This is a genomic window from Clostridium massiliamazoniense (assembly GCF_001403635.1).
GTDB lineage: Bacteria > Bacillota > Clostridia > Clostridiales > Clostridiaceae > Sarcina > Sarcina massiliamazoniense.
On record NZ_LN879468.1, the window covers coordinates 591320 to 617252 of the forward strand.

At 27.0% G+C, this 25933-nt stretch carries 18 protein-coding genes; 2 read left to right on the top strand and 16 right to left on the bottom strand.

Annotation, left to right across the window (positions count from 1 at the left end):
• Window positions 1-92 precede the first annotated feature (92 nt).
• Window positions 93-590, bottom strand: coding sequence for a deoxycytidylate deaminase (locus ARA19_RS09760; RefSeq protein ID WP_055070779.1), 498 nt, complete (start codon window positions 588-590; stop codon window positions 93-95).
• Between the two features lie 601 nt (window positions 591-1191).
• Here ARA19_RS09760 and ARA19_RS09765 point away from each other — a divergent pair.
• Window positions 1192-3012, top strand: coding sequence for an APC family permease (locus tag ARA19_RS09765; RefSeq protein ID WP_055070780.1), 1821 nt, complete (start codon window positions 1192-1194; stop codon window positions 3010-3012).
• Window positions 3013-3100: 88 nt separating this feature from the next.
• On the opposite strand, the gene ARA19_RS09770 is transcribed toward ARA19_RS09765, so the two are convergent.
• The 15 genes from ARA19_RS09770 to ARA19_RS09845 all read right to left on the bottom strand — a co-directional run bounded on the left by ARA19_RS09770 (window position 3101) and on the right by ARA19_RS09845 (window position 24498).
• Entirely contained in the window at window positions 3101-5518 is a 2418-nt protein-coding gene (locus ARA19_RS09770; RefSeq protein WP_084764572.1) for a glycosyl hydrolase family 18 protein, read from the bottom strand.
• Window positions 5519-5785: 267 nt separating this feature from the next.
• Entirely contained in the window at window positions 5786-7030 is a 1245-nt protein-coding gene (gene purD / locus ARA19_RS09775; protein ID WP_055070781.1) for a phosphoribosylamine--glycine ligase, read from the bottom strand.
• A gap of 23 nt (window positions 7031-7053) precedes the next feature.
• Entirely contained in the window at window positions 7054-8556 is a 1503-nt protein-coding gene (gene purH, locus ARA19_RS09780; protein ID WP_055070782.1) for a bifunctional phosphoribosylaminoimidazolecarboxamide formyltransferase/IMP cyclohydrolase, read from the bottom strand.
• Between the two features lie 18 nt (window positions 8557-8574).
• The gene (gene purN / locus ARA19_RS09785) at window positions 8575-9186 is read right to left on the bottom strand and encodes a phosphoribosylglycinamide formyltransferase (RefSeq protein WP_055070783.1); all 612 of its coding nucleotides are present in this window, start codon (window positions 9184-9186) and stop codon (window positions 8575-8577) included.
• Complete coding sequence (purM, locus tag ARA19_RS09790) at window positions 9174-10178, bottom strand: phosphoribosylformylglycinamidine cyclo-ligase (protein WP_055070784.1); 1005 nt, start codon at window positions 10176-10178, stop codon at window positions 9174-9176. The genes purN and purM overlap by 13 nt, the downstream gene beginning before the upstream one ends.
• A gap of 20 nt (window positions 10179-10198) precedes the next feature.
• Window positions 10199-11599: an amidophosphoribosyltransferase gene (gene purF, locus ARA19_RS09795; protein ID WP_242862423.1), complete on the bottom strand. Its 1401-nt coding sequence runs from the start codon at window positions 11597-11599 to the stop codon at window positions 10199-10201.
• 23 nt (window positions 11600-11622) lie between these two features.
• Entirely contained in the window at window positions 11623-12330 is a 708-nt protein-coding gene (purC, locus tag ARA19_RS09800; RefSeq protein ID WP_055070786.1) for a phosphoribosylaminoimidazolesuccinocarboxamide synthase, read from the bottom strand.
• Entirely contained in the window at window positions 12330-12809 is a 480-nt protein-coding gene (purE, locus tag ARA19_RS09805; protein ID WP_055070787.1) for a 5-(carboxyamino)imidazole ribonucleotide mutase, read from the bottom strand. The genes purC and purE overlap by 1 nt, the downstream gene beginning before the upstream one ends.
• A 33-nt stretch (window positions 12810-12842) precedes the next feature.
• Window positions 12843-16574, bottom strand: a complete 3732-nt coding sequence (locus tag ARA19_RS09810; protein ID WP_055070788.1) for a phosphoribosylformylglycinamidine synthase — start codon at window positions 16572-16574, stop codon at window positions 12843-12845.
• 223 nt (window positions 16575-16797) lie between these two features.
• Window positions 16798-17523, bottom strand: a complete 726-nt coding sequence (locus ARA19_RS09815; protein WP_055070789.1) for a putative ABC transporter permease — start codon at window positions 17521-17523, stop codon at window positions 16798-16800.
• Between the two features lie 120 nt (window positions 17524-17643).
• A complete protein-coding gene (locus ARA19_RS09820) occupies window positions 17644-21006 on the bottom strand; it encodes a hypothetical protein (RefSeq protein WP_055070790.1) in 3363 nt (1120 codons plus the stop codon).
• Window positions 21007-21725: 719 nt separating this feature from the next.
• Window positions 21726-22679, bottom strand: coding sequence for an SPFH domain-containing protein (locus ARA19_RS09830; RefSeq protein ID WP_055070792.1), 954 nt, complete (start codon window positions 22677-22679; stop codon window positions 21726-21728).
• Window positions 22680-22692: 13 nt separating this feature from the next.
• Window positions 22693-23109, bottom strand: coding sequence for an NfeD family protein (locus ARA19_RS09835; RefSeq protein WP_055070793.1), 417 nt, complete (start codon window positions 23107-23109; stop codon window positions 22693-22695).
• A 16-nt stretch (window positions 23110-23125) separates the two neighbouring features.
• Window positions 23126-23557: a YaaR family protein gene (locus tag ARA19_RS09840; protein WP_055070794.1), complete on the bottom strand. Its 432-nt coding sequence runs from the start codon at window positions 23555-23557 to the stop codon at window positions 23126-23128.
• A gap of 101 nt (window positions 23558-23658) precedes the next feature.
• Window positions 23659-24498 (bottom strand): CvfB family protein, encoded by an 840-nt coding sequence (locus ARA19_RS09845; protein WP_055070795.1) that lies wholly within the window; start codon window positions 24496-24498, stop codon window positions 23659-23661.
• 358 nt (window positions 24499-24856) lie between these two features.
• Here ARA19_RS09845 and ARA19_RS09850 point away from each other — a divergent pair, with 358 nt between their 5' ends.
• Window positions 24857-25888, top strand: a complete 1032-nt coding sequence (locus ARA19_RS09850) for a CehA/McbA family metallohydrolase (protein WP_055070796.1) — start codon at window positions 24857-24859, stop codon at window positions 25886-25888.
• Window positions 25889-25933 lie beyond the last annotated feature (45 nt).

Genomic DNA, 25933 nt, shown 5'->3' on the forward strand with positions numbered 1-25933 from the left:
TACATGGAACTGTCAATAAAATTTTAGAAATCTTGTAAGTCTTTTTAGTAAGTATTTCCAATATAATAATAAATTATCCTAAATTAAAAAATTTAGGATAATTTATTAAATGAAAGAATTAAAGTCTCCCTCTCAGAAGTTAATTCATTATATTTTATTTTAGCTTTTTCAAACATTATTTTTGATGCTTTTACACTTTCTGTATTGCTATATTTATCTGAGAGATATATAACTTCTTTAATACCAGATTGTATTATAGCTTTAGCACACTCATTGCAAGGAAATAACGTAGAATATATTTTACATCCCTCTAGTTCCTTTCCAATACTATTTAAAATTGCATTTAATTCAGCATGACAAATATATGGATATTTAGTATTAAGAAAATCTCCTGTATTCTCCCAAGAAAAATCATCATCAGAACATCCTATAGGAAGCCCATTATATCCTATTCCAATTATTTTATTATGTTTGTCAACTATACATGCACCAACTTGTGTATTTGGATCTTTACTCCTAAAAGAGCTTATTAAAGCTATTCCCATGAAATATTCATCCCATGAAATATAATCTTGTCTTTTTGATTCCATAATATCCTCCTAGATTTAGAATTTAATATCATCTTATTAAAACAAAAAATATCATATTTTTTTAAATATAATTTATAATTAAATTTATTTTTTTATTTTAAAATTAATTATATTTTATCAAGTTGTAATATTTTCAGCAACTTCATAAAAAGTAAAATCCCTTTATCTAAAGAATTTAATTCAAAATATAAAATCTTATTTTTATTATTAAATTTATTTCTTTCATTAATATATTATTTTTTTTAATCATTCTTAAATTTACTTTTTATTTTGAAAGTAATTTTTTTAATTTATTAATAAATCTAAAATTAACTTAACAAATATTGTTTATGTACTAACAAATTTATATTAATAATTTTTCTTAGAGCTCTAAGGCATAATAAAGATATACTTCATTATACAAAAATTAAATTGTATTTTATTAAATAATAAAGATAAAATTTATTAATTCATTAATTTAAATGATTTTTTAATAAAGTATTAATAAATGTTCTTGGTTGCAATTTTTATTGCAATATATATAATTAGAGTCATTATATACAACTACAACAACATTAAATTTATTTAAAACATAATACACGTAGAGGTGGAAATTGAAAAAATGAACATTTCAAATTTATTACTTGGAAAGTCTTTAAAAAATGATGATGTAAAGGAAAGCAAATTGAATGTTTTGTGGGGCTTACCTATATTAGCAAGTGATGCTATATCATCAGTTGCGTATGCTGGGTCAGCTATATTATTAGTACTATTACCTGTAGCCGGATTATATTCATACAAGTATATGTTATATGTATCGGTAATGATATTATTTTTAATGTTTTTACTTATTTTTTCATATAAACAAGTTATTGATTGTTATCCAGAAGGTGGAGGGGCTTATATAGTTGCAAAAGATAATTTAGGACCTAAAGCTAGCTTAACTGCTGCTGCTGCATTAATGGTTGACTATATTTTAACAGTAGCCGTTAGTGGAACAGCTGGTACTGAAGCTATAACATCAGCAATACCACAGTTATTGCCCTATAAAGTATTAATAACAGTAATTCTCATTATATTATTAACTATAGGAAATTTAAGAGGAATAAAAGAAGCATCTACCGTATTTGGTGTTCCTACTTACGCTTTCGTATTGGGAATTTTAAGTATGATAGTATTTGGGTTAATAAAATATCACGTATTTCATTATCAACCTAAAGCATTATATCCGCTACCTACTTTTTCAAAAAATATAGGTATACTATTATTCCTAAAAGCTTTCGCCTCTGGTTGTACTGCGTTAACAGGTATAGAGGCAGTTAGTAATGCGGTTCCTGCATTTAAAAAACCATCTCAAAGAAATGCTAAAATTGTATTATTCTTATTAGCACTTTTAGTATTCCTTATATTCGGTGGATTATCTTATTTATCAACAATATATAATGCAGTACCATCTGATCAACAAACAGTTATATCACAAATTGCTACACAGGTATTTGGACGTAATGTAATGTATTACTTTATCCAAGCAACTACTGCAATTATATTAGTTATGGCTGCAAATACTGCATTTTCTGGGTTACCATTACTACTATCAATAATAGCTAAAGATGGATATGCACCTAGACAACTAACTAAAGTTGGTAAAAGACTAAGTTACTCTAATGGTATATTATTAATAGCAGTAGTATCAAGTTTATTAGTAATAGGATTTAATGGAAATACAGATGCCTTACTACCATTATATGCTATAGGTGTATTTATTTCATTTACAATAGCTCAATTCGGTATGCTTGTTAGATGGATGAGAAAAAAACCTAAGGGATGGGTAGGTAAAATGTTTATAAATGGGCTTGGAGCTATTATGACAGCCTTTACTGCCGTAGATATAACTGCTACTAAATTCCTAGAAGGTGCTTGGGTTATTTGTTTATTAATCCCTTTTTTAGTTTATTTAATGATTAAAATACATAAGCATTATAAAATAGCTAATGATGCATTAGCTATAAATTGTAATTGCTTTAAAGCAAATCCTAAAGAAGGAAAAAGGTATTTTATATTACCAGTTAGTTCATTTAATAAAAGCTTTGTTAAAGCTTTTAACTATGCAAAATCAGTAGCTGATGAATTAATTGTGGTTCATATTTCAACTAACAAAGCATGGACTGAAAATCTTTTAAAAGAATGGAATTCTTATAATTTAGGTGTTGAATTAGTTATAATAGATTCCCCATATAGAGAAATAAGATCACCATTAATAAAATTTATTGAAAAAACTAATAAAGAAATTGCTCCTAATAATACCTTAACAGTAGTTTTACCACAATTAGTTACATCTAAAAATTGGGATAACTTACTTCATAATCAGTTAAGTTTTATAGTAAGAGCCTCTTTATTAAAACATAGGGATATTGCAGTTGTTACAATTCCTTATATAATTTAAAAAATATAATAAAAAACCTTAGTAATAAGTTTCCATTAGTTAAGAAACCAAAATTACTAAGGTTTTTTTTTCTATTATAGATATTCTATTATATTAATTGCCATGATGAATCGCTTCCAGGTATAGAATTTGTCCACCAATTAGCTTTATAATTTTTATTATTATATCTAACCATATCTCCACTATTATAGGCTTTTCCTTGTGTATAATCTATACTTCCATCTTCATTAATTTCAACTATTAGTTCCCAAGCAGCGCTTTTATCTGGAGCTTCTCCTTGATTCCACCACTTAGCTTTGTAATTTTTACCATTATAAATTACTATATCTCCTGTTAAATAAATTTTAGAAGGATCATAAGTATCCTTATTAACTACGTTATCTTTAACAGTAATAATTATTGTTTTTTTAGTTTCAACACCATTACTATCAGTTACAGAATAAGTTAATTTATACTCTCCAACTTTTGAAGTATCAACTTCTCCTGTTACTTTTATTTTAGATGTTAAATCTCCATCTTCTTTGTCCATAGCAGTAACTCCTGCTAGCTTATCAAATTTTTCATTAACTAATATTGTTTTATTTTCAACTCCATTTATTACAGGTGCTGTATTTTGAGCTTCTTCTCCATCACCAGGTTCAGTGAAATCTTTACCATATATATTTTGTTTTGCTATTTCTGTTCCACTTTCATTCATACGTTGAACTATATTTATACCCTTTATAGCAGATGTATCTTCTTGAGCTGTCGGTGTTGATAATTTAAATGTATAACTTTGTCCTGGTTCTATATTTTTTCCTTCCCAAACACCTTTTAAATCAACTGATGTTATTCCATCTTTTGTTGATACCACACCAGCCATATGATCTCCAGCAGTTAATGAAACATCACTAGCTATATATAATTTAGGAGTTTTTATTGTTTCTCCTCCTCTTTCAACCTCTTTTAAAACTGCATCTGATTCTTGAAGCGCTTCTTTGTTTTTTATTGTAATTTCATATCCACCACCTGAGCCCCATTCTTCTTTTACAGTTTTAATGGTACATTCTATATCAAGTGTTGAATAAACTATTTTATTTTCAGGTAATTTAGCAGCTCCAAAAAGACCTTCCTTCGTAACCTTGGTTAATTCATCTCTTTTACCAGAAGAAGTTTTTGCATCTTGTGATGCCATCCAAGCAATCATTCCACCTAAATTATTTTCATTTACATATTTTGTTTTCTCAGTTACAGAACGTTGATTATCATAAGTGAAAAATGCTCCTGTTTTTGAATCATATAAATAAGGTGCCTTCGCTGTATCATCCCAATATTCCTTCAATCCAGGATATGCTGCTTTAAGCTTATCCAAACTGCCATAAGACCAAACTCCACCTCTTCTTCCACCTTCACCAACTTTTAGAGGAGCCTCATTAGCACCACCTCTAGATGGTGTTTGATCTGCATCTTTCGCTACAATTTCAGCATTTCCAAATAGTCCTGGTAGTGATGAATCAGAACCTTCTGATACCTTTTCCCAACCTCTTGTATAATAAGCAGCTCCAACAACTATTTTTTCTGGTTCTGCACCTTTGCTTATCAAATAATTAACACTTTGATCTACTGATAAACCAGCTTCGAGATTTGGATCATTAGGATTTGCATATAATCCTGTTTGATGTCCACTTGTTTCATCCCAAGCTCCTCTCATATCATAAGTCATTATATTAGCAAAATCTACAATATCAAATAATTTATCTATATCAATACCTAAATCTAATTTTGCTTTAGGTGCTGGCAATGCTACAGAGACTTCATATGTTTTTCCTATTTCTTTTCCCTTAGCATCTAATGCATTTCTTAAATCTTGTAATAATTTTATATAATTTTCTTTATCTTCTGGTCTTGCTTTTGTTGTTCCTTCATCATTTTGATTATCAACTTTATCTGGATCTCTTTTTTCTGCAGGGTATTCCCAATCTAAATCAACAAAATCCATATTAGTATATTCTACAAATTTAACCATATTCTTTACAAAGTTAGCTCTTGCAGCTGCATTTGCTGCAACTTCTGAAAAATCACCTGACTTAGACCATCCTCCAACAGATATACCTATTTTTAAATTTGGATTTTTAGCTCTTAATTCTTGGAAAGCTGATAGAATTCCAGCGTTTGCTCCTCCCCATTGAACTCCAGTTTCACCAACAGGAGCACCAACAGCTGCATCTTTATCTGTAAACTGTAAATTACCATTAGCATCAAAATCTAAAAATGCAAAATTTAAATGAGTTAATTGATCAGCAGGAATATCTTTTGGATAAAAATTTCCTTGTCCTCCCCATATAGACCAATCTCCATAATACATTACATTTCTTTTTTGATTTTGCTTTTGAGTTTGTGCTTGTTTTTCAACAGCTTGTACTGTTGTTATAGGAAAAGTTGTAATTGTTGCACCTAACAATATAGAAGTTAGTGTACAGAATACTACTAATTTTTTAGCCTTTTTTTTAAAAGCTCTTTTAGCCATAAAAATCCCCCTTGTATTAAATGAAAATAATTACATATCCTAATTTTACCATTATTTTTTGATTAATCAATCATTTAATTTATTTTTATTAATAATATATTTTTAATATTTTTTGTTTTTTAATTATCATTTACGAGTATTTTATTTAAGAGTTTATTATTGTATAATACTACCTTTTAAAAGAATAATTAATAACTTCTTAGATATACACAAAAAAAGAGTATCTTTAAAGCAGAATTTTAAATTCTACTTTATGATACTCTTTTTTTACATCCCTATATCATGTCTAAAATATTTCCCCTTAAATTCAATGAAGTTTATTTTATCATAAGCATCTAAAATTGCTTCCTTATTGCTATCTCCCACTCCAAGTACAGAAAGAACTCTTCCTCCTGATGTTATCATTTTATCTCCATCTAATTTAGAACCAGCAAATATAATATTATTTATCATCTTTTTATTAAATTCTATTTCTTCCCCTTTATTGAAAGGTCCTGGATATCCTTCAGAAGCTAAAACAATATTGCAACAGGACTTATTTTTCCATCGTAAATCAAATAAATTTAAACTCCCTTTTAAACTATATTCAACCAACTCTAACAAATCACTGTCCATTAATTCTAATACTGACTGTGTTTCTGGATCTCCCATTCTCACATTATATTCTAATAAATAACATCCTTTCTTTGTTATCATTATTCCAAAAAATATTATTCCGCAAAAATCTAAATTTTCTTCTTTTATTCCCTCTAAAGTTTTTTTCATTATATTTTCTTCAAAATCCTCCATTACTTCTTTTGTAACATATGGATTGGGAGCTAGTACACCCATCCCTCCTGTGTTAGGCCCTTTACCACCATCATAAATTTGTTTATGATCTTTTGCAGAAATAAATGGTTTTATTGTTTTCCCATCTGTTATAGATAATATAGATGCTTCAACCCCTTCTAAATATTCCTCTATTACGACTATACTTCCAGCACCATTAAATATATCTTCTATCATAATCTCTTTTAAAGCATTTCTTCCCTCATCATAATTATGACAAATATAAACTCCCTTTCCAGCAGCCAATCCATCAGCTTTAATAACAATAGGAAATTCTTTTTTTCTTAAGTAATTTAAAGCTTCTTTATAGTCACTAAAGGACTCATGTTCTGCTGTTTTCACTGTATATTTCTTCATAAAATCTTTTGAAAAACTTTTACTTCCCTCTAACATTGCAGCTTTCTGACTTGGACCAAATACCTTAAGTCCCTCTTTCTTAAATATATCTACTATTCCATCTATAAGAGGTTTTTCAGGTCCAACTATAGTTAAATCTATTTTGTTATTAATAGCAAATGTTTTTAATTCTTCAATGGAATTTATATTTATATTCACACATTTATTTTCTATTGCAGTTCCACCATTTCCTGGAGCACAATATATCTTACTAACCTTCTCATTTTTAGATATCTTTCTTGCTATAGCATGTTCTCTACCACCTGATCCTATTAATAATATCTTCATATAACTAAAACTCTCCTAAATAATTAATGTTTGAAATGTCTTACGCCTGTTAAAATCATACTTATTCCTAATTCATTACATGCTTCTATTGATAGCTTATCATTGATAGAACCACCAGGTTGAATTATAGCTTTTATTCCATATTTTCCTGCCTCTCTAACACAATCATCAAATGGGAAAAATGCATCAGATGCAAGAACTGTCGCTCCTTCTCCCCTTTCTAAAGCTTGAGATGTTGGCCAGATTCTATTTACTTCACCGCCACCAATTCCTACTGCTTTTTTCCCTTTTGCAACAACTATTGCGTTAGATTTAACATATTTAACAACCTTCATCGCAAACTTTAGGCTTTCTATTTCCTCTGCTGTAGGAACTTTTTTAGTTACAACCTCTAATGAGTTTATAAATTTATTATCCTCATCTTGAACTAGGATTCCACCATCTACTGATACTACATACTTATTATTTGCTGGTTTTTTATTCATTTTTAAGACTCTTAAATTTTTCTTTGTTCTTAATACCTCTAGAGCATCCTCATCAAAATCAGGTGCTGCTACTACTTCTAAAAATATTTTTACCATCTCTATTGCAGTCTTCTTATCTAATTTTCTGTTAACTGTAACAATTCCTCCAAATATAGAAGTTTTATCACAATCATAAGCATTTAAATAAGCTTCACTTATATTTTCTCCGATGGCAACTCCACAAGGTGTATTATGCTTAAGTCCACAACAAGCTATTTCTTCAAACTCATTAACTACTTTCCAAGCTATATCTAAATCTTTTATATTATTATAGGATAATTCTTTCCCATTCAAAACTTCAAAATTATTCATAGCACCATCTACTTCAGTTGAAACATAATATGCTGCTTTTTGATGTGGATTTTCTCCATATCTTAAATCTTGAATTTTTTTATATGATAAGCTTAAATAATCCCCAAATTCCTCCTCATCATTTAAAAGAAAATTAGAAACCGCTGAATCATAAGCCCCCATCAAATTAAATACTTTTCCAGCTAATTTTTTCCTAGTTCTTAAAGAAACTTCTCCCTCTTTCATTTCATTTATTACTTTTTTATAATCATTTATATCACTTATTACAACAACATCTTTAAAATTCTTAGCAGCTGATCTTAACATAGTTGGACCACCAATATCTATAAATTCTACTTTTTCATTAAAACCTATGTTTTCTTTTACTTTTTCAAAGAAAGGATATAGATTAACAATAACCATATCTATAGTTTCTATGTTTCTTTCCTTTAGTGTTTCCATATGTTCTTCATTATCTCTTATAGCAAGAATTCCTCCATGAATAACAGGATGTAAAGTTTTAACTCTTCCATCTAACATTTCATCAGAATTAGTTATTTTACTAATTTCAGTAACTTCTACTCCATTTTCTTTTAAATACTTATAAGATCCACCTGATGATATTATCTCAATATCACATTTTCTTAAAAACCTTGCCATTTCTAATATTCCAGTTTTATCATAAACGCTAATTAATGCTCTCTTAATCATAATATCCTCCATTTAAAATTAATTTGAAGTTACCAAATCATAATCTTCTATTGATTTCTTACTACTTAATTCCTTTAAAACCTTTGGAAGTAATTTATGCTCTTCTTTTAAAATTCTTCCCTGAAGATCTTTAGCTGTATCTTCTTTATAAACTTTAACTATACTTTGATCTATTATTTTTCCTTCATCTACTCCATCATTTACAAAATGTACTGTGCAACCAGAATATTTTACCCCCTTTTTTATAGCCGCTTCATGTACTTTTATTCCGTACATTCCTTTCCCACAAAAACTAGGTATTAAAGAAGGATGAATATTAATTATCTTATTATTAAAAACTTTAATTATATCCCCTGTTAAAATCGATAAATATCCAGCTAACACAATAAAATCTACCTTATTATTTAATTTTTTTAAAATTTCATCACTCAATTTTTTTCCGTACTCATTCATATCTAAAACAATAGTGTTATAACCTCTTTCTTTAGCTATATTTATCCCCTTAGCATTTTCTCTATCGCTTATTACATATCTTAAATCAATTTTATCTAAGTATCCACTTTCTATATTATCTATTATTGAAAGAAGATTACTTCCCCCACCAGATATTAAAACAGCTATTCTAAGCAAATCCCTTCACCTCCAGTTTTAATATAACCTAATTCCACTGGATTTTCTCCTAATTCCTTTAATATTTTCATAGCATTTTCTTTTTGTTCTTTATCTATAGCTATAACAAACCCTATTCCCATGTTGAAAGTATTATACATATGTTCTTCTGATACACCTCTTTTTATTATTTCCTTAAATAAAATTGGAATATTGTAAGATGCTTTATTTATGACTGCTGTAAAGTTTCTATTTCCAAACATTCTCGGAATATTTTCTATAAATCCCCCTCCAGTTATATGAGCCATTCCGTTTATCTTAATACTTTTTAACAGTTCTAAAATTGGTTTAACATATATTCTTGTTGGAGTTAATAATAACTCTCCTGCACTTTTATCTCCAATCTTTTCATCCAAATTCTCAAATATTTTTCTTGCAAGAGAATAACCATTAGAATGTAACCCAGAAGAATGTAAACCTATAAGAATATCCCCTTCTTTTATTTTGCTTCCATCTATAATCTCTTCCTTTTCAATTACACCAACAGCAAAACCCGCAACATCATATTCTCCTTCTTTATAGAATCCAGGCATTTCTGCTGTTTCTCCCCCAACTAAAGAACACTCACTTTCAATACACCCATTAGAAATTCCCTTTACTATATCAGCTGCTACCTCTGCCTCTAATTTCCCACAAGCTATATAATCTAAAAAAAACAACGGTTTTGCACCATGACATAAAATATCATTTACGCACATGGCCACACAATCTATACCAATGGTATCATAAATTTCTCTTCTAAAAGCTACATCTAACTTAGTTCCAACTCCATCTGTTCCAGAAATCAAAACAGGTTTTTTATACCCTTCTGGAAGTTCCACAAAAGCTCCAAAGCTTCCTAATCCACTTAAAACATTTGATGTTAATGTTTTTCTTGCATATTCCTTTATAAGTGATACTGACTTATATCCTTCTTCTATATTAACCCCTGCTTCTTTATAGGTTGTTACCATATAAAACTCCTACCTTTCCTTTATAAATCTTCTCCCTTTTCTATTGGTGTTGAAACTGGATAAATACCATTTAGACAACCTAAACAGAATCCTTTATTCCCATCACTTAAACTTTCTAGTAAATTATCTATGCTTAAATAATCTATGGAATCAACACTTATAGCTTCTCTTATTTCTTCTAATGAATTATTTGCACCTATTAAATCTTTTCTATATGGTGTATCAATACCAAAGTAACAGGGATATTTAACAACTGGAGATGCAACTCTAAAGTGTACTTCTGTAGCTCCAGCCCTTCTAAGTGATTCTACTAAGTATTTAGAAGTCGTCCCTCTTACTATAGAATCATCAATTAAAATCACTCTTTTACCTTCTACATTTGGTTTTAATGGGTTTAACTTTACTGAAACTGCTTTTTCTCTCATTTCTTGACTTGGCGAAATAAAAGTCCTTCCTACATACTTATTTTTAACAAATCCAATATCATATGGTATTCCTGAAGCTTTTGCATAACCAACTGCTGAAGATATTCCTGAATCAGGAACTCCTATAACTACATCAGCTTCAACTGGACTTTGCTTAAATAACATCTCACCCGCCCTTACTCTTGCTAAATGAACATTTATTCCATCGATTACGCTATCTGGTCTAGCAAAGTATATATATTCAAAAGCACAAGTCTCACAAATTGTTTTTTCTGAGTAAATAATGCTCTTAATTCCTTCTCTTGATATAATGACTATTTCTCCTGGATTAACATCTCTAATTAATTCTCCTCCAATAGCATCTATAGCACAACTTTCTGAACAAAGAATATAATCATTATTTAATTTTCCAATGCATAAAGGTCTTATTCCATTAGGATCACGAACTCCTATAAGTTGATCCTTAGTAGATATTACTAAAGCGAAAGACCCTCTTACAGCTTGTACAGCACCATGAATCGCTTTTATAATCCCTCTTTTTGCTCCTCTAGCTATTAAACTCATTATAATTTCTGAATCACTAGTAGTATGGAATACATAACCTGAATCCTCTAATATTTCTTTCATAATATCTGCATTAACTAGATTACCATTATGAGATATAGCTATATTCCCCAACTTGGTTGAGCTTACTAAAGGTTGGGCATTCTCTATTCTTGTATCACCAGAAGTAGAATATCTAACATGTCCTATAGCTATATTCCCTTTTAATTTTTCTAAGTCTCTTTCAGTAAATGCTTCAGTAAATAATCCTAAATTTTTATGCATGTTTATAGATTCACCATTTGACACAGCAATGCCTGCGCTCTCTTGCCCTCTATGTTGTAAAGCATATAATCCATAATAAGTATATCTAGCTACATCTGTATTTTCATTAGAGAAAATACCAAAAACCCCACATTCCTCTTCCATTTTATCTTTTATAGAATCATACATATATTCACACCCCATTTAAGAAATTACCCTTTTATTCTATTTAATATCTCTACATAAGCATCTTTTACATTACCTAAATCTCTTCTAAATCTGTCTTTATCTAATTTTTCATTAGTATTTGCATCCCAAAATCTACAAGTATCTGGTGATATTTCATCAGCTAATATAATTTCACCATTTTCTGTTCTTCCAAATTCTAATTTAAAATCTATTAATTTAATATTTTGTTTTAAGAAAAAGTCCTTTAATAACTTATTTATTTTATTTGTCATTTCATAAATTTCTTTTAATTCTTCAAATGTTGTAACCCCAATTGCTACTGCATGATAATCATTTATTAATGGATCTCCTAATTTATCATCTTTTAAACATATTTCCATTATTGTTGTTTTTAATTGAAATCCTTCTTCAAGACCTAATCTTTTAGCCATACTTCCGGCCGCAACATTCCTAACTATTACTTCTAAAGGTACAATTTCTACTTTTTTACACAATTGCTCTCTCTCATTAAGCTTCTTTATTAAATGTGTTTTTACCCCATTTTTCTCTAGCATGTCAAATATTAAACAAGTGATATTATTATTAAGTGTTCCTTTTCCTTCGATAGATCCTTTTTTTTCTCCATTAAAAGCTGTTGCATCATCCTTATAATAAACTATAACTTCATTTTCCTTATTACTTCTAAAAATAACCTTTGCTTTTCCTTCATATATCATTTCTCTGTTTTCCATTATAATTCAATCCCTTCTCTATTTTCTTTTATGAAATTTTCCTTCATAGTTTCTCTAAAATCTTCTAATTTAATTTTTATATCTTTATATTTTAATGATAAAATTTGAACTGCAAGCATCCCCGCATTATAACTATTGTTTATTCCAACAGTTGCTACTGGAATAGATTTAGGCATTTGTACTATAGAATAAAGAGCATCTAACCCTTCAATAGCTCCTTTTATAGGAACTCCTATTACTGGTAATAAAGTTTGAGAAGCTATTACTCCTGGCAGATGAGCAGCAAGACCAGCTCCTGCTATTATTACTTCACAACCATCTTTTTCAACTTCTTTTAGAGTTTGTGTTAACTGCTCTGGAACTCTATGAGCAGATAAAATAAAAGCTTTATATTCTATACCAAATTCTTTTAAAGCCTTTGCAGCTCCTCTCATTATTTCTGTATCAGATTTACTTCCAAAAAATACAGCTACTTTCATTACATTTCTCCTCTAAATATAAATTTAATCCTATTATTTAAAATATTTAACACCTGATTCAAATACTTTCTGATCAAAGTTACCTTCTACATTTTTGTATAGATTTTTTCCAATTCTCTCTGAATGTCCCATCTTTCCTAATACTCGTCCATCAGGACTTGTTATGGCTTCAATAGCAAAATCTGATCCATTTGGATTATAAGGCATATTCATTGTTGCTTTCCCATTTAAATCAACATACTGAGTAGCTACTTGTCCATTTCTTATTAATTCATTAATTATTGTTTCATTTGCAACAAATCTTCCTTCTCCATGAGATACAGCTACTTTGTAAATATCATCAACTTCAACTGAATTGAACCATGGAGATAAATTAGATGAAATTCTAGTATTCACTATGGAACTTACATGTCTACCTATCTTGTTATAAGTTAATGTTGGCATATCCTCTCTTGGATTTGTGATTTCTCCATATGGAACTAATCCCAACTTAATAAGTGCTTGGAAGCCATTACAAATACCTAGCAGTAATCCATCTCTATTTTTTAATAAATCCATAACAGCATCTTTTATTCTCTCATTTCTAAATACAGTAGCTATAAATTTACCAGATCCGTCTGGTTCATCACCTGCTGAAAAACCACCTGGAAGCATTATAATTTGAGATGATCTTATTTCTTCTTCTAACTTTAATATAGAATCTTCTAATTGTTCCTTATTTAAATTTCTAAAAACTAAGACATTACTACTTGCTCCAGCTCTATCAAAGGCTCTTTTACTATCTTCTTCACAATTTGTTCCAGGAAATGCTGGAATTATTACTCGTGGTTTAACTATATTATTTTTAGGAACTAGTATTGTTTTCTTATAAAATTCTAAATTATCTACTTTTTGATTAATGTCCTTTGTTTTTATCTTAAATACTGAATTTAATCCATCTTCCCATAAAGCTATTAATTCATCTAAATCAAAATTTTCATTTAAAATATTCAAATTCTTATTATCTGTAGTATGACCTAATATTGTATAATTTATATTAGTTAGTTTTGATAAATCAAAGTCATTATTTACTTCTAAAATCATTGATCCATAAAGTTTGTCCTTTAAATCATCTTTTTTCACTTCTTCATTTAGAATAAATCCTATTTTATTACCTATAGCCATCTTAAATATACCTTCTAATATTCCACCTTCCTTTATTGAATAAGCAGAAATAACATCCTTAGTTTCTATAAGTTCTCTTATTTTTGATAAATTCAACTTATATTGTTCTATATCTAATAATTCATTTTCTTCTCTGTTAGTTTTTATAAGAAGAACCTTTGAATTTTTATTTTTAAATTCTGGAGATATAATATTATCTACCTTCTCTACTGCTACCGCAAAAGAAACTAAGGTAGGTGGTACATCTAATTTATCAAAACTTCCTGACATAGAATCTTTCCCACCTATAGCTGCCAAATTTAAATCTATTTGTGCCCTTAATGCTCCTAATAAAGCTGCAAATGGTTTCCCCCAACGCTCTTCATCTTTTCCTAGTCTCTCAAAATATTCTTGCAAAGTTAATCTTACTTTTTTATAGTCTCCACCTATGGCTACTACCTTAGTAACTGCCTCAATCACACTATAATAAGCTCCATGAAATGGACTCCAACTTGATATTAATGGATTAAATCCTGATGTCATAATAGTACAGTCTAAGGACTCCCCATTTTCTACTGGAACTTTAGCAACCATCCCTTCTGAAGGAGTTAATTGATACTTTCCTCCAAAAGGCATTAATACTGATCCGGCTCCTATGGTTCCATCAAATCTTTCCACTAATCCTTTTTGTGAACAAATATTTATATCTTGTACAAGTTTAATAAATTCTTCTTTTACAGATTTAAAATCTCTTCTTTCAAAATAATTTTCATTATTTTTTGGTGCTCTTACTTTAACATTCGCTTCTTGCTTAGCACCATTAGTATTTAAGAAACTTCTTTTAAGATTCACAATAAGTTCATCATTCCAGAACATTCTCATATAACCTGTATCTGTTACTCTCGCAACTTCAGTTGCTTCTAAATTTTCTTCTTCTGCAAATTCTATAAATTTCTTTTTATCTTTCTCACTAATTACAACCGCCATTCTTTCTTGAGATTCTGATATAGCTATTTCCGTTCCATCTAACCCCTCATATTTTTTAGGAACTAAACTAAGGTCTATATCTAATGAATCACAAAGTTCACCTATTGCTACCGAAACTCCTCCTGCCCCAAAATCATTACATCTTTTTATTAATGTAGTTACCTTTTCTTTTTTAAATAATCTTTGAATTTTTCTTTCAGTTGGAGCATTTCCTTTTTGAACCTCTGTACCACAAGTTTCTATTGATGTTACATTATGTTCTTTTGAAGAACCCGTAGCTCCCCCACAACCATCTCTACCTGTTTTCCCACCTAAAAGAATTATTACATCCCCCATTTCTGGCTTCATTCTTACAACATTTTTTTTAGGAGCTGCTGCTATAACAGCACCGATTTCCATTCTTTTAGCTTTATAACCTTCATGATATATTTCCCTTACCTCACCTGTAGCCAAACCTATTTGATTTCCATAAGAACTATAACCATGAGCTGCCCCTAAAGTAATTACTCTTTGTGGCAATTTTCCCTTTAAAGTTTCATCTATGGGATTTCTCGGATCTGCACTTCCTGTTATTCTCATAGCTTGATAAACATAGCTTCTTCCTGATAAGGGATCCCTAATAGCCCCTCCTAGACATGTTGCTGCGCCACCAAAAGGTTCTATTTCTGTAGGATGATTATGTGTCTCATTTTTAAACATTATAAGATAATCCTGAAAACCTTCTGTTGTTTCTAATTTCACATTTATTGAACAAGCGTTAATTTCCTCTGATAAATCCAAATCATCTAATACACCTCTTCGTTTCATTTCCTTCATAGCTATCACAGCAATATCCATAAAAGTAATATCCTTATTTTTGTCTTTATATATTACTTTTCTTATCCCTTCATATGTAGCTAAAGTTTCTTTTAATGGATTGGTGAACTTATTTTTTTCGATTTCTATATTTTTTATTACGGTTTGGAAAGTTGTATGTCTGCAATGATCTGACCAATAAGTATCTATTACTTTTATTTCTGTTATTGTAGGATTTCTTTCTTCTTCTTTAAAATATTCTTGTACTAGAAGAAGATCATTTATAGTCATTGATAAGGAATTAGATTTATGAAATTTCTCTATTTCTTTTAAGGAATAATCTATAAAATCATTTATTTTCTCAATAGGTTGTATTTCTATATTATTTTCCATAATCTTATTATCAAAAGGAGATACTTCCTTAGAGTCTACATTATTTATATAATATTTTTTTATTTTATATATATCTTTCTCTGAAACATTACCTTTTAAAATAATTACTTTTCCAGTTTTACACTTAATCTTTTCTCCATTATTTAAAATGAAATAGCATTGTTCTGTTGAATCAGCTCTTTGATCATATTGTCCTGGTAAATATTCCATAGCAAAAGCCTTTTCATTTTCTGAAAAAACAAACTCTTCTTTATATAAAATATCAACTTGTGGTTCATGTATTATACTTTCAATGCCATTTAAATTTTCCTTATCAAAAGTATATTTATTTAAAACTCTAACATTCTCTAAATTGATGATATTTAAGTTAAGCTTAAAATCATTTAATAGCTCTTTGGCTTCTACGTTAAATCCATCCTTTTTTTCAACAAAAAATATAAACCCCATTTCTACCTCCAAATTACGAACTTTATTTTAAATTTATAAATTATTATTCGTTTATTAATTTAATATTACCATTTTATTCTATTAGTGTCAATTCATTTTTTGTTTTATTATATTATTCATTTACGAGTATATTATTTAAGAAAATATATAAATTATAAATTTATTTTTATTAAAAAGAAGTATCTTCGAATCATAAAATTTATGTTCTAGATACTTCCTTCAATTATTCCTTTTTCTTAATTATACTTTTTAGTTTTGTGAAACTCTCATCATATTTCTTATGAGATACCTTTGGAAAAGCTTTTATTAAAGTTTTTTCTCTTCTACTTATAAAAATTTTTTTACTAAATTTTTCTCTTAAATTATTTTTTATTATATTGCTACTCGATTCTAAATTCTCTTTTTTTAAATCATCTAAAATTTTCTCTAATTTATAGACTTTTTTATTTATTGATAGTAATGCTTTTACACATTTATATAAATCGATGAAGAATATTATAAAAAATAAAAATACTAGCATTAATAGAAAATCTTTTGATATATTATTTAATACTTTCAACATTAAAGGATGAATAAATTCTATTAGTATTAAGGCTAATAACCCAAATAACACAGAATTTATCAAACATACTCTCCCATGTATATTAAATTTATTGTTAGAATAATCCCACCATTTTGTTTTGAAAAGCCATTCTAAAATACATGCTGTAACATATTCGATAATAGAAGCTAATATAGCACCTAATAAAAATACTACTCCCCATTTTCCTTTCATATTTCCTAAGAATATAATTGTTAGAATAGCTCCTACACCATATATGGGACAAAGTGGCCCTTTTAAGAAACCTCTATTTACAATCTCATCATCTACAATAAAACAAAATACAACCTCTGTAGCCCAACCAATCATACTATAAATGAAAAAGCAAAAAAATAATTTTATTAACATTCTCCTTCTCCTAAAATGATTACTACAATATTAACTTACACTATATAATATATTTTTATTTTTTTTAGTTATTATAAAAAAATAAAGTGATGGATAAATACCTTATCCATCACTTATTTTTTAATTTGTTGCTTTTTTAAAAAAATTTTCTTTTAAAAACTCAACTATTTTTGACATAACATTAGCTAATTCTTCTTTATCTTTTTCATCTAGTCCATTTAATTTTAATAAAACAGAGTTAATATAAAAGTTATTATCTTTAAATTTCACATTATAAACTGCTCCTAAATTAAACCTTATAGGTTTTGCCATAGCTTCCTTAGAGTATATATTTTTAGTTGTAATCATAAATCCACTATTTCCAAAAGCAAAAACCGTACTATCAAATAATAATAAAGGCTTTTCATTTTCTTCTAATTCAGCGTAAGAATTAATGGTATTATTAAATTTTTTCTCCGCTATTCTTCCTTCTGTATGCATATATAAATATTTTCTTAAGTTTTCTGATTTTATTGAGTTTAAGCTCTCCATAATATAATCCATTATAGGTGATTTCTCTTCTTCATTATTATCTAATTCCATAGTATTTATAAATATTATAAGTTCTAATAGATCCCTCATCTCATATAACTGCTCTTTTGTTTTTATATGAGCAAATTCTATGACTCTATTATTTAATACTATTTTATTACTATCTTTCACCTTTACTGAATCTATATATCTTAATTCCATACTCCAAGGATTTTCCATTCTATTTTTACAACATATTCCTTTATCAGTAATTATAAAACCTTCCTTAGCAGATCCAAATCTTGAATTATCATAAACAAATAAAATTTCTTCAGCCTTATCAATTTCTAAAACATAAGATGTACATGCATTACTTAATTTTTCAGAATACCCAGTGGTCAAGTCTTTAAAGTATATTTTTTTACCAAGCTCTCCCCCTATAATTTTGGATATTTCTAAAATTATTTCTTTTATGTCAGTATTTCCACAATTTAATAAATCGCTCATTAAATCATAAAACTTATTTCCTTCTAAATGCAATTTAAGAGATTCTACTAATTTTTTATTTTCTAAAGATGAAGTTTCTTCCATGAACCCTACCATATTTTCTATATTAGATTGTAAATCTATTATTTTTTCTATTTTAAAAATATTTCTATAACTTTCTAATATTTCATTTATAAGAAATTCAACATATTCCTTTCCTTCAGTTAAATTAGAACATAATTTGAATTCTTTCTCTTCTGTATTTATAAATACCCCTTCAAAATATATACGTTCTCCCTTTATTACTCTAGAATAACTTTTAACATTAACATCTATGATATCTTTTAAATATATATAATTATTTTCATAACTTGAATAAATCTTACTAGTAGTTATTAAAAAATACTCCTTTTTAGAAGAAAAATTAGACTGTTCTGAATACACAAAAACAACTTCTTCTGCCTCTTCACTTCTATTTATAACTTTATAAAATTCGGGTATCTTTATAGCTCCATTTTTTTCTCTTATACATATATCTAACTTTATTATTTTTTCTAAATATTTAGTATATAATGCTTTAACTGATTCAGCAAATTCTATTTCTTTAATTTCTTCCTCTGTTAATGGTATTAATTTTTCAAAGACTTCATATTGAATTTCTCTGAAATAATTTTTGTCTAAAATATTTCTTTCTCTTAATTCTAATAAAGCTTCTTTTCTTTTTATTTCATCAAATTCTAATTCTTTTATAGCATTCAGGCAATGTCTTAAAAGAGATTTTTTACCTTCTATATCTAGGTTCTCAAAAATGTCAATTTCAGAAGAAAAACCAAATATACTATATTCTGATTTAAAAGCTTCCATATCGCTTATACTATATTTAAATTTATTTTCATTTATTAACTTAATTAAATCTTCATCTCTTAATTTTTCCTTTTTAGCTCTTATTAATTCCTTTCTAAAGCCCTTAGCTCTTAAATTCAAATCAACATTTTCAATATCTATGTTGCTTAAAATAGATCCGAATTTTTCTATTTCTCCTTCAAATATTACATCTACATTATCTTTTAAATTAAATTTATTTATTACATATTCTGCTAATATCCTTTTTAAATCTATACTTATATGATCAGGAATTAAATTTAACTGCTCTTTATAAAATTCTATTTCAGTAGCTTTTATTTCTTCTAGTAATCTACTGTTTTTTTCACCACAATTATCTATTATATCAATAGCTCTATTTAAATAATTATACTTTACAAAAATATTTGTTTTAAAATATCCAAGTTCTACATATAATTCTTCACTATATGGATACTCTTTAACACTATTGCTTAATATATCCATATAATTATCTAAATCACTTAAATAATTTGCCCTACTTTCTATTGAACGATTAACTTTTTCTCTTATTTTAAATAATTTATTTAAATCTCTTCCATAATCTTCTGTATAAATATCAAAGTTTGCTATAGCACATTTATTTACAAACTTCATTGCTTCGAAGAATAATTCATTTAGAATTGATCTTATAGAACTTATACCATTATTTTTTTTCATAAAATCTAAATATATTTTTTCTATTTCTTCTTCTAGCATATATATAGATTCTGTTTTAAAATAGTCTTTATTGCTATTACTTAAGTAGACATTTTTACTTTTTTCTACGCTTTTTTTGATTTCTTCTAGAGGTACATTATTTTTATTCATAATCCCTACTTTATTCATTTGTTTAATTAAAGTATCTAAGCATTGCAATCCAAAGATTTTTTCAAATAAAGCTCCTTTTGGGAAATTTTCTTCACATACTTCTTCTTTTGTCAAAATATTATAAGTATAATTTATTAAATCTCCATAACATTCTTGAAAAATTATTAATATTCTTTCCTTCTTATGAATTTCTTCTAAGTTTGTATTTAATATTTTCTCTTTTAGTTTTTCAAAGCAAATTAAGCACCCGTTAAAAAACAATAATTTTAAACTTTCCAATTTGAATTCTTTATTATATATATCTAAATAATCATTAAAAAACTCATCATTTTCAAATAATTCTTCATAATTATTTTCAAACAAACTCATATATTTATTTATTTCTTCTTCTGAAATTTCTTCTTTTTCATCTTTTAATAAATTAGAGCCATCTTCACATTCCTCAAAATCATTTAGTAATGTTTTAGCTAATTTTATAGCTGAGTCCATATCTGTTGTATCTAAATTTTTATTTTCTATATACAATTTTATTTCCTCTAAACACTCTTCTTCTAAAACCTCATTTTTCTCTAAAATAGATTTTATAAAATTAATTAGTTCCTTTAGTGAGTTCTTTAGAGTTTCTTCCTTTTCACTTAAATCTATATCTTTTAATTCTAATGCTTCTTTTCTTTTTTCTAATATAATTTTGCTTTTTAAATCATCTAATTGATTCTTAAAAAACATTCTCTTGTAGCTTTCTAAATATCTTTTAATATTTATTTCATTAATATCCATAAGATAAAACTTCCTCCTTTTGTATGCTGGAATAATATTCTATTTACAATATTTATATAACGAATTTAGCAAATACTTTATAATTCTACAAATTCTTTATTCTTACCTTCTAAATATACCATTTTTTTTAGTAAATTAACACATTTATAATATATTTTTTTAAATATAAAAAGCCTTTAAATTAAGTCTTTTAGGTAATTCAATGATTCTTTACTCCAAAATTCAAAACTATATATTTGTTTTTCTTAATATTAATTGCTATAATTATAAATCAAGATAAGTGATTAATATTTCAATAACATTAACTATAACGGAGGTTAAGACTCTAATGAATTCTACAATAAAGCAAGCATTATTAAAATTTATCTTAAGTTGCATAATTTATTTTGCTATGAGTTTATTACTTTCATCCTTTGCAATATTTGATACAAATTATCCAATTTTACAAAATTTTTTAGTTAATTTTTCTTTTTTACCTTTAATATTTCTAGGTATGATTATAGAACCATTATATAAAAATGTATTTAGCCAAACAAAAATTCTCAAATGTACAATGGTTATTATTTTCATTATTTTTATTGTCATATATGCTTATTTTCTTAATGAAATAAACTTCATAGCAAATTTATAAATATTATAATGAAGAGGAACCCATCCAAGATGAAGTTTTTATCTTGGATGGGTTCTTCTATTTTTATTTATCAAACTTTTATATTTTGCTATTTTTCTTTATTTTCCTTTAGTAAATCTCCTATTGCTGCTACACTTCCTAAAGATGATATAGATTCCATAGGTAATATTAATTTATTAGCTGGACTATTAGCCATTTCCTTTAAAGCTTCAACTTGTTTCAATGCTATTACCACTTCATTAGCACCTGAATCTATAATAGCTTTATTAACCTTTTCTATAGCCTTTGATTCTGCTTCTGCTATAGCTTCAATAGCTTTTGCTTTTCCTTCAGCTTCTAGTAGTTGAGATTCCTTAAGCCCCTCAGCTCGTCTTATATTTGCTTCCTTCTCTGCCTCTGCTTCTAAAATTTTTGCCTGTTTTTCTCCTTCTGCTTTAGCTATTTCACTTTGCTTCATACCTTCTGCAGTTAATATTACAGCTCTTTTATCTCTTTCAGCTTTCATTTGTTTTTCCATTGCTTCTTGAATTTCTCTAGGTGGCATTATATTTTTTATTTCTACAGATAATATTTTTATTCCATAAGCATCTGTTACTTGGTCTATTATTTTTAAAAGTTCTAAATTTATTTTATCTCTTCCTGAAAGGACTTCATCTAAACTCATATTCCCTACTATATTTCTCATATTTGTTATAGTTGAATATACTATAGCTGACTTATAATCCTCTATATTATAAACAGCATCTTTAGCATTCATTACTTTATAAAATATAACATTATCAATTTGAATATTTACATTATCTTGTGTTATTACTGTTTGTGGCTGAATATCTAATATCTGTTGCTTTGTTGATATTCTTTTTCTAACGAAATCTACACATGGTATTGTTATATGCCATCCAGGTTCTAATAATTTATAAAATTGACCAAATCTTTCAAGAACATAAATTTGTCCAGTATTTACAATCCTTACAGAGTTCACTAATAAAGTTAACACTATAATAGCTATAATAGCTATTATCATTAAGCCTACTAAATCCATAAAAAATCCCCCTTTATTTTTTAATTATTATTTTGTTTCCCTTAACAGATATAACTTTAAAAATTTCACCCTTTTTTATTAAAGCTCCTTCATTTTTTAAAGTCCAATAAACTCCTTCTAATTTAACTAATTCTTCATTTTCTATATCTTGTTCTGCTAAAAATTCCTTACCTATTAATCGTTCTTCATTGCTTTTAAATCTATTTTTATGATTCTTTGCAATATTTTTTTTAATTTTAGGACTTACAATTAATATAAACAGAATTCCAATTACAGCAAAAACTATAATTTGTATATGACTTGCTACTCCAAAAATGTTTAAAACTAATGCTATTAAAGCTCCAATAGAAAATCCTGAAAATAAAAAAATCGAAGTAAATAAATCTACTAAAATGGCAATAATTATAATAGCTAACCACAATATTCCCATAAATATCTCCTTAAAATTATTTATAAATATCTAATATTAGCCCTTGTATTTCATCAATAGTTTTAGCTACATCTAAAACATCCTTCTCATCGTTTAACATAATCTTCATAAGATTTTCTAACTTTTCATCTATAGTATCTATAGTTATAAAATATTGTGTTTGCCAAAAACTTATATCCTTTTTTGTACTATATATATATGGTAATATATTATCTAAATATTCCTTTATAAGTCTTTTGTATGCTCTTACATCCGCATAAGACTTAGTTATTATTAATTTATTCCCTCCTTTTTTTATTTTTTCTATCAATCCCTTTAATTCTTCCTCATTTTTTCTATCACGTGCTTGATTAAAATTTTTAGAAAAACTACGGTTTTCCTCAATTTTAACGTCCTTATTTATGGTAGATTTACTATTTATCATAGTTCTAGTTCTTGAAATTTCCAAATTATCCCCCCTTTTACATATATATAAATCATACAATAATAAAAACAAAAAAAAAGTACTATAAATATTTATTTATAGTACTTTTAAAATTTATTAACATATTAAACCAATTTAGTTCCATTACTATCCTGAGTTATTAATCTTCTTTTCATAAGACCACCTAATGCCATTTTAAAATAATTTTTTGAACATTTAAAAGTTCTCTTTATGTCATCAGCTGAACTTTTATCATTAAATTCCATTTGACCACCATTTTCCTTTAAGTAGTCCAAAATTTTATTTTCTAATATTTCTTTCTCAGTTAATCTATTTTCTCTTATTTGGATTTTTACCATTCCATCTTCATAAACTTTGCTTATTTTCCCTGATACAATATCACCTGGTTTGATATCAGTGAAATATTCAGTATTTAAAACAGTTCCTTTAAATTCATTGTTTATTGCCACACTTAAAGATTTATTTGTTTGATAGCCATAAACTATTCCTGATACATTATCTAACTTCTTTGGTTCTTCCATATAATCTAAGTATCTGTCTACATCTGTAGTAGCTGCTATTCTTCCAGTTTTATCTATATATAGGTATACTAAATATGATTTCCCTACTTCCATTTCATAGAGCATTTCTTTTTTAGGAACTAATATATCCTTTTCTAAACCAAAGTCTAAAAATGTTCCTATAGGACTATTTTCAACTACTCTTAATACAGCTAAATCTCCAACTGTTGCTAATGGTTTTCTAAGAGTTGATATTATTCTATCCTTAGAATCTCTATATATAAATACCTCTAATTTATCTCCTATATTTATTTCTTTACCCTTAAGTTCACTTTTAGGTAAAAGTATATCATCCTTTGTTCTTCCTGTTCCTCTATCTAAATAATATCCAAATTCAGATTTTCTTATTACCTCTAAAACATTAAATTGACCTATATTTATCATTTTTTCCTCCTTATATGTGAAATTTAAATTAAGTAACAGCTAGCTCTTATGTAAAAAATCAACCTTCAATTGATTTTAAAATTGAAATCTTCAATTAAATTAACAAATTAAACCTTATTTATTTCCTCTAAGCCCCTAACTATATCTAGATAAAATAAAAATATAGTTATAGTCTCTATAAAATTAGAATAAATATTTATTATCTTGCAATTTAAATAAAATTATCTTATATATTTAAACTAAAATCTAACTAACTATTTATTTCATTAAATTTAACACTTAACCTTATATCATATTAAACTTCTTTTTTTGAATTGTAAAGATTTTATTTAAATAGCGAAATAAGCAGGTGAGTTTATTGAATAAAAAAAATAAAAATTATTTATATTACGATGATTTAATATTCCTATATGGCATTCCACATTGTCATAGTAATCTATCTACTGGTGAAGGATCTATAATTGATCTCTTAACCTTAGCCTATAAAAATTCTTTAGATTTTATATTTATAACTGATCATAATGATTATATAAACAAAAATTTAAATAATTCTATAAGTAAATGGCAAACTTTAATAAAAACCATAAGAAAATTTAATAAGCATAATAATTTCATAGCTCTCTCTGGATTTGAGGCAAAAACTTCTGAACTTGGCCATTTTAATATAATTAATACAAAAAGTTATTTTAAAGGTGTTGTAAAGAATTTTAATGATATGCTCATATGGATGTTAAAAGAAAATCCTGAAAATGTACTTATCTCCATAAATCATCCACATAAATATGTTGATAATATACCACTTAATGTAATATCTAATAATTATATTAGAACCATAGAAGTTGGTAATGGTATATATAATAATAAATATACAAATCATGAAAGTTTCTATTACAATCTTTTAGATAAGGGATGGCATTTAGCCCCTATTAACTCTCAAGACAATCATAAATTAAATCTTGATAAAGCTGAGAACTTGACATGTGCCATTACAAAGTCTTTTAATAAAGATGCCTTATTAGAAGCCTTTAGAAAGCTTCGAGTTTTTTCTACTGAATCTAAAAGCCTAAAACTTTATTTTACAATCAATTCTACATTTATGGGTTCTACCCTTACTATCTCCGAAAAAGAAGAACTTAATTTTTTTATAAATGTAGATGATAATATTAGAAAAATTTCTAAAGTTGAAATTTTATCTAATAACAGAACAACAGTAAAAGAATTTAAAGATATTAATCTTCATTCAGTTAAAATATTATTCAATAAAAAAATAAATATAAAGGAAAATTGGTATGTTATCAAAATTACCTTAATAGATAAACGTGTTGCTGTAAGCTCTCCAATTTTCCTTGAAGTTTCTCCTGAATTAGAAAAAGAAAAAGAAAAGGAATAAAAATAAAAGCTAAATTCTATAAAAATTAAAATTTTATAGTAATTT

What these genes read in the sequence shown, in the direction of transcription:
- ARA19_RS09765 (WP_055070780.1), top strand. Translation starts at nt 1,192, where the DNA reads ATGAACATTTCAAATTTATTACTTGGAAAGTCTTTAAAAAATGATGAT.
- ARA19_RS09770 (WP_084764572.1), bottom strand. Translation starts at nt 5,518, where the DNA reads ATGGCTAAAAGAGCTTTTAAAAAAAAGGCTAAAAAATTAGTAGTATTC.
- ARA19_RS09820 (WP_055070790.1), bottom strand. Translation starts at nt 21,006, where the DNA reads ATGGATATTAATGAAATAAATATTAAAAGATATTTAGAAAGCTACAAG.
- purE (WP_055070787.1), bottom strand. Translation starts at nt 12,809, where the DNA reads ATGAAAGTAGCTGTATTTTTTGGAAGTAAATCTGATACAGAAATAATG.
- purF (WP_242862423.1), bottom strand. Translation starts at nt 11,599, where the DNA reads ATGTATGATTCTATAAAAGATAAAATGGAAGAGGAATGTGGGGTTTTT.
- purD (WP_055070781.1), bottom strand. Translation starts at nt 7,030, where the DNA reads ATGAAGATATTATTAATAGGATCAGGTGGTAGAGAACATGCTATAGCA.
- ARA19_RS09830 (WP_055070792.1), bottom strand. Translation starts at nt 22,679, where the DNA reads ATGGATTTAGTAGGCTTAATGATAATAGCTATTATAGCTATTATAGTG.
- purC (WP_055070786.1), bottom strand. Translation starts at nt 12,330, where the DNA reads ATGGAAAACAGAGAAATGATATATGAAGGAAAAGCAAAGGTTATTTTT.
- ARA19_RS09845 (WP_055070795.1), bottom strand. Translation starts at nt 24,498, where the DNA reads ATGATAAATATAGGTCAATTTAATGTTTTAGAGGTAATAAGAAAATCT.
- ARA19_RS09760 (WP_055070779.1), bottom strand. Translation starts at nt 590, where the DNA reads ATGGAATCAAAAAGACAAGATTATATTTCATGGGATGAATATTTCATG.
- ARA19_RS09810 (WP_055070788.1), bottom strand. Translation starts at nt 16,574, where the DNA reads ATGGGGTTTATATTTTTTGTTGAAAAAAAGGATGGATTTAACGTAGAA.
- ARA19_RS09835 (WP_055070793.1), bottom strand. Translation starts at nt 23,109, where the DNA reads ATGGGAATATTGTGGTTAGCTATTATAATTATTGCCATTTTAGTAGAT.
- ARA19_RS09815 (WP_055070789.1), bottom strand. Translation starts at nt 17,523, where the DNA reads ATGTTAATAAAATTATTTTTTTGCTTTTTCATTTATAGTATGATTGGT.
- purM (WP_055070784.1), bottom strand. Translation starts at nt 10,178, where the DNA reads ATGGTAACAACCTATAAAGAAGCAGGGGTTAATATAGAAGAAGGATAT.
- purH (WP_055070782.1), bottom strand. Translation starts at nt 8,556, where the DNA reads ATGATTAAGAGAGCATTAATTAGCGTTTATGATAAAACTGGAATATTA.